This window comes from Caulobacter sp. P1_B12_2 (genome assembly GCF_056406675.1).
On record NZ_JBFTZS010000307.1, the window covers coordinates 1 to 5,614 of the forward strand.

A 5,614-nucleotide genomic window follows, 5' to 3' on the forward strand; every position below is an offset into this window, starting at 1 on the left:
CCGCCCATCATGGGCCGGGCCATCCAGTTCCACGATCACCTTGGCCGCCTCMCAGACGAAATCGGCGAAGTAGCGSTCGATCGCGACCTGCCGCAGGAACCTGAACCCGCCCAGGCGACGATTGCGCACGAGCGCCCAGAGCGTCCTCTCGGCCAGGGTCTGATCGCGACGCAGGCGACGGGCGTTGGCGGTCTTGTCCATGGCGSGAGYCTGGCCGGACGACCTGGGTCGATCAACGACAGGAATCGGGGTTTTCCGGAAGCGGTGAAACCTCTCACCCTCCCACCGCCTTTGGCGGCGGGCCCCTCCCTCTCTCAAAGAGAGAGGGGTTTCGCGCGCACCGCCTGGATCAGCGGGTCGGCTACCCACCCCCAGCTGACCTTCCGGGCGTCCGCTCTGGGCGGCGAGGCCCAACGTCCGCTTTCGGCGACGGCGCCAACTTCCGGACCCGACCCATTGCGGCCCCTCGGAGGGACCGACTTAGGTCGGCGGCGCAGCGCCCGTCAAAATTCCATTCTAACGCGTCTTGCGACCGGCGAGCGGCAGGACGTCCTGGACAAGGTGAACGAGCATCCTGCCCGGCTCTTCAGCCGAGACCATGTGCGCGGAGTTTTCAAACCAGACGAAGCGCTTGGCCGGTGCCTTGAGGTGGCGATACCAAGTCTCGACCACGGTTGACGGGGTCGTATAATCATAGCGACCAGCGAAGATGACAACGGGGCAGTCGAGCTTGCGCACGACCGTGAAATTCACCCGGGCCAGGTCAGGCAACAACGCCGGAAGAGTTAGGGCGCTGCCCTTGTCGATGGCGTCTAGGTCGGCGTCGGAATAGTCCGGCGATAGTGCCTGAGCGTTGGACCAATACCCATAGCTGTCCCGACCGTGAGTCAGTCCGCCATAGTGGACGCTCCATTTGCGCTGAATCCCGATCTTGGCGAGCGGCAGGGACCCATCCGCCTCCGGATAGGGCGCTATCGCCTCCAGTTCTTTGACGGCCACAACGTTGCGATCGGCCTTCGCGGCGTCAAGGGCGAAGGCGTAACCAACCGTCTCGCCTTCGCGCATGTCGATGATCTGGCCGACGCCGATATAGGCATACAGCCACTCTGGACGCCGTTGCGCGAGGCTGAGCCCCAGCACGGTTCCCCACGAGTGACCCATGACGAAAATCTTGTTCTGGTCATAGGTGGTGCGCAGATACCCCACCAGTTCCTCGGCATCCTTGACCATGCGCTCTTCCGAGAGGGTTGGGCCGACCGCTGCGGGATCGTTCAGGCCATAGGTCTTGCCCGCGCCCCGCTGGTCCCACTCAACCACGGTGAAGTAGTCGGTCCAGGGCGCTTCGAACAGGAATCGGTTGGGTAGTTCGGGCGCCGCTGGCCCACCGTGCAGAACAAGCAAGATCGGATTTCGCCTGTCGCGGCCTCGAACGGTGATCCACTGGCTTATACCCCCGATCAGAACGGACCGGGCCTCGTCGACGCCGTTCGACGAGGTGATCTTCTGGGCGTCGGCGAGCAAGGCCTGGACCTGAGCGCGCGTCATCGGTTCGTTCGCCGTCGCGGGGCTCGCGAGCAACGATAGGGCAAACAACGCGGACAGGGCTATACTGCGCACCTCAAGTTTCATTCCGACCTCCACCTCTTGATATTCAGAGGCTTTGAAGATCGGCTCTGGATGCGAATGAACTAAATTTAATGCGCAACCTTGCATTGGCCGTATTGGGCGATGAGCACCAACTTCTTTGGGAATTGGCGATATCCAGTCAATTCTGGAATGTAAGCATAGTTCCACCTCACCGTTGAAGGTCCGCTTCCCACCCCAAGCAGACATTCGGGCAGTCCGTTCCGCGACGCCTCACCGAGGCTTGAGCCGCGCCAATTCCACCTGCACCAGCGCGTGGATGTCGATCCCGTAAATCGTCAGCCCCTCGATATTGGCGTCGTCGATGGCGACGCCGGACAGGTTGACGTTGGTGAACCGTGTCCCGCGAAGGTTGACGTTCGAGAACAGGGCGTCGGCCAGATTGACGTCGTCGAAGGTCGCGTCGGCCAGGTTCTGGTTTTCGAACCGCGCGCCGGCGCCCGCCTTGCGTGCCTCGCCGGACGGCTGGCCCACGTCGATGCGGTTGCCGTCGGGATCAGCGAACACGAAGGCGCGCAGGCCGAAGTCCTTGTCGGCCAGGGCCTTGATGATCCTCACCCCCGCCGCCACGCAGATCGCGTGCAGGGCGTCGACATCGTCGACCATCAGGTGGGCGACGTTGGTGGTCGAAGGCTTGTGATCCCTCACCAGGCTCAGGTGAAGTTCGGCCTTGTCCTTCTCGAGGATCATGAAGCCGACCGGGTCGCCGTTCTCGAACGTCTTCTCGAAACCCAGGACGTCGCAATAGAAGGCGCGGGCCTTTTGGATGTCACGGACGAAGACGCCCGGCGCGGCGCGGCCGAAGGTGATGTCTGAAGCCGAGGTCATCGCACACGATCTCCCGAATGGAGCAGGGGCGGCGGTGCGCGTGCTCGGGTGCGGAGCGGTGTCCGAAGCTCAAATCTGCCACAGGGGCAGGAGGCGTCCAAGATTGAATCCCTCTCTCTCAAGAGAGAGGGTTTCCTGGAGGTCCCTTAGTACACCACCCCGCCGACGCCGCCGTCGAGGCTGAGGCTCAGGCCCTGGCTCGACTGTTCGCGCACCGTCTCCTCGCGATAGGCGGTGTACTTCTCGGTGGTCAGGATGGTCAGGATCTTCACGCCGGCCCCGTAGCGACGCAGCAGCGAACGCTCGTTGCAGTCGCGGGCCGCACGTTGCGGCCGGCAAGCCAGCGTGCCGCCTTGGGCTCCGGGGGCGAAGTAGAGGGCGTCGTTCTTGCCGCAGACATAGGTCTCGCCGCCGAAGTTGCTCTGCTCCAGGCCTTCGTAGGAACCGACCACGTACTGCATGCGCGAGCCGGCGATGCAGCGGTAGAGCTCGCCCTCATAGCCGTTGTCGATCTCGCGGTCGGGGGTGACCTGCGAGGCGGGGTGGGGCACGTCGCGGTCGTCCAGGCAGACGGCCCGGATGACGACGCGCTTGAACTTGGTGCGGGTGGCCTCGTAGGACGCGCGACGGCGGGCCTCGCCGCCCTCGACGTTCAGGCCCTGGATGTAGCCGGTCGAGACCGGGCCGGAATAGTAGCCGCCGTGCGTGCCGCCGCCGTAATAGACGGTCGAGCCGGCCGAGGCTCCCGCGCCGGCCCCCGCGCCCGCGCCGGCAACGGCCGTGCTGGTCGCCGAGGCGCTGGCGTTGACGACGACCGAGCCGCCGACGTGGATGTTGATGCCGGGCACATAGACGTTGTGACCGCCGCCGCAGGTGTTGCAGCCAGGCGGGGTGGGCGGACGCGGCGGGGCCGGCGGCGGCGCGCAACAGGGCGGCGGCGGCGGCGTGCAGCTGCCGCACTGGGCGTAGGCGGCCCCGCCCAGCACCAGCACGCCCAGGCCTCCGACAAGGCCGGCGGCCAGGCTGATCCACAGCTTGGGCAAGGTCATTTTCGGCGCCCGCATAGGCCTCTTCCCTTCACAACACATCGGCGTGCCGCTCGGCCGAAAGCCAAGCAAGAACCACGCCATGCTCGGCGTTCCACCGGGAAACTGTCCCAGGACGATACGGTCCGGGGGCTGGCCCGGTTCTCCCTGCAAGCTCGGTGCGGTCGAAAAGGGACCGTGAGTGAGCCCGCGAGGGGAACGACGATGTTCCATCCAAGCACGGAACGATTGATAGACTATTGGCGTAGCAAGGCCGTTAACGACGGCGTGCCCGCGCGCGCCAGCGTCAATCCGGGCGAATTCCTGGATCTGCTGCCGCAGGTGTTCATCCTCGGGCGCGATCAGAAGGGCCGCTATCCGGTGCGGCTGGCGGGCGGTTTCGTCACCGATCTGCACGCCCGCGACCTGCGCGGCGAGGACGCCCTGGGCTTCTGGGCCCTGTCCCACCGCCTGGAGGTCAAGTCGGCCCTGGAGGTCGCCCGCCGCCGGGGCGAACCCGTGGTGATCACCGCCGACATCCGCTCCGTGGGGGCGCCGTCGGTGGGCATGGAGGTGCTGCTGGCCCCGATGGTCGGCGCCGACGGCCAGACCGACCGCTTTCTGGGCCTCTACCAGCCCATCGCCATGATCCAGCGCCTGATGGGCCGTCCGGCCTCGGAGCTGGGCGTGCGCAAGATCCAGAGCCTGGGCCCGGCCAACGAAGAATCGCCGCGCCTGCGGCTGGCGACGCTGCACGGGCGCCGGATCGCTTAAAGGAGTTTCAGAGCTTTTCCGTACCGGGGGGAACGGAAGAGGCGGCGCGCGGGGGGCGCGCCGCAGATGGGAAGGGGGCGCCGCAGGGCGACCCCTTCCCATTGGGTTTTCGGGGTCTAGACCGCCGCGTTCAGCGCCGCGATCACCTCGGCCGGCAGGGTCAGCCGGGCCGCGCCCATCAGGTCGTCAAGTTGCTCGACGCTGGTGGCGCTGGCGATCGGGGCGGTGATCGAAGGATGGGCCATGATCCAGGCCAGGGCGACCTGGGCCTGGGACGCGCCCACGGCCTTGGCGGCCGCGTCCAGCGACGCCAGCACCCGCTGGCCCTTGTCGTTGAGGTACGACTTGACCGTGCGGCCGCGCGAGCGCCCCTCCAGATCGGCTTCGGTCCGGTACTTGCCGGTCAGGAAGCCGGCGGCCAGGCCGTAATAGGGGATGACCCCCAGGCCCTCGCGCGCCGTCAGCTCGGCCAGCGGCCCTTCGACCTCGTGGCGGTCATAGAGGTTGAACTTGGGCTGGATGGTTTCGTAGCGGGCCAAGCCCAAGGACTCCGACGTCTTCAGCGAGGCCGACAGCCGCTCCGGCGAGACATTCGAGGCGCCTATGGCCCGCACCTTGCCGGCCTTCACCAGCGTGTCGAACGCCTCCAGCGTCTCCTCGATCGGGGTGGCGGCGTCGTCCTGGTGGGCCTGGTAGAGGTCGATATAGTCGGTCTGCAGGCGCTTGAGCGAGCCCTCGACCGCCGAGGCGATATTGGCCGCCGACAGGCCCGGCTGGGCCGGCCACATGGCCACCTTGGTCAGGATCAGCACGTCGTCGCGCTTGCCCCGCGCCTTCAGCCACCGGCCGATCACGCCCTCGGACTCGCCGCCCGTGTGACCCGGGACCCAGGCCGAATAGACATCGGCGGTGTCGACCGCGTTGAAGCCGCCGTCGACGAAGGCGTCCAGCAGCCGGAACGACGTCGCCTCGTCGGCGGTCCATCCGAACACGTTGCCGCCGAACACGAGCGGAGCGGTGGACAGGCCCGAGCGGCCGAGAGGGCGGTGGTTCATGGGGTGATCCTTCGTGAGAACGGCCCTTTAGATATCCTCTCCCAGAGGGAGAGGAAGGGGCCCGCCGCGCAGCGGTGGGAAGGTGAGGGGTTAAATTGTGAGACGGCGTGCCGGCAGGGCGTCGGTGAGAAAACGGTGAGGGCGTAACCCCTCACCCTCCCACGCGTGCCGCGCGGGCCCCTCCCTCTCCCGCTGGGAGAGGGTGAATTTCTAAGCCGCCGCCGCCCGCCCGTCCTCGAACACCGGCACGTCCAGCGCCGGCAGCACCGTCTTGCCCAGGAGCAGGTC

General features: G+C 66.7%; 6 protein-coding genes. 1 reads left to right on the forward strand and 5 read right to left on the reverse strand.

The genetic code is table 11. The features are described from left to right. From AC1DZ6_RS17525 to AC1DZ6_RS17540, 4 genes are all read right to left on the reverse strand, one after another. Positions 1–201: DUF559 domain-containing protein (locus tag AC1DZ6_RS17525; RefSeq protein WP_477098424.1), on the reverse strand; the 201-nt coding region annotated here is incomplete at its 3' end. A gap of 315 nt (positions 202–516) precedes the next feature. Then, positions 517–1,629, reverse strand: a complete 1,113-nt coding sequence (locus AC1DZ6_RS17530; RefSeq protein ID WP_477098425.1) for an alpha/beta fold hydrolase — start codon at positions 1,627–1,629, stop codon at positions 517–519. 228 nt (positions 1,630–1,857) lie between these two features. Beyond that, entirely contained in the window at positions 1,858–2,472 is a 615-nt protein-coding gene (locus AC1DZ6_RS17535; protein WP_477098426.1) for a glyoxalase superfamily protein, read from the reverse strand. 146 nt (positions 2,473–2,618) lie between these two features. Then, positions 2,619–3,536: a hypothetical protein gene (locus AC1DZ6_RS17540; RefSeq protein ID WP_477098427.1), complete on the reverse strand. Its 918-nt coding sequence runs from the start codon at positions 3,534–3,536 to the stop codon at positions 2,619–2,621. A gap of 186 nt (positions 3,537–3,722) precedes the next feature. On the opposite strand from AC1DZ6_RS17540, the gene AC1DZ6_RS17545 reads away from it, so the two are divergent. Next, positions 3,723–4,271 carry a PAS domain-containing protein gene (locus tag AC1DZ6_RS17545; protein WP_477098428.1) on the forward strand — a complete coding sequence of 183 codons (549 nt, stop codon included), beginning with the start codon at positions 3,723–3,725 and terminating at the stop codon, positions 4,269–4,271. Positions 4,272–4,387: 116 nt separating this feature from the next. Here AC1DZ6_RS17545 and AC1DZ6_RS17550 read toward each other — a convergent pair whose 3' ends face one another. Further along, the gene (locus AC1DZ6_RS17550) at positions 4,388–5,326 is read right to left on the reverse strand and encodes an aldo/keto reductase (RefSeq protein ID WP_477098429.1); all 939 of its coding nucleotides are present in this window, start codon (positions 5,324–5,326) and stop codon (positions 4,388–4,390) included. Positions 5,327–5,614: the final 288 nt, after the last annotated feature.

Bases quoted from the DNA above. Each gene is read 5' to 3' on its own strand.
- AC1DZ6_RS17535 (WP_477098426.1), bottom strand. From the start codon at position 2,472: ATGACCTCGGCTTCAGACATCACCTTCGGCCGCGCCGCGCCGGGCGTC.
- AC1DZ6_RS17530 (WP_477098425.1), bottom strand. From the start codon at position 1,629: ATGAAACTTGAGGTGCGCAGTATAGCCCTGTCCGCGTTGTTTGCCCTA.
- AC1DZ6_RS17540 (WP_477098427.1), bottom strand. From the start codon at position 3,536: ATGCGGGCGCCGAAAATGACCTTGCCCAAGCTGTGGATCAGCCTGGCC.
- AC1DZ6_RS17545 (WP_477098428.1), top strand. From the start codon at position 3,723: ATGTTCCATCCAAGCACGGAACGATTGATAGACTATTGGCGTAGCAAG.
- AC1DZ6_RS17550 (WP_477098429.1), bottom strand. From the start codon at position 5,326: ATGAACCACCGCCCTCTCGGCCGCTCGGGCCTGTCCACCGCTCCGCTC.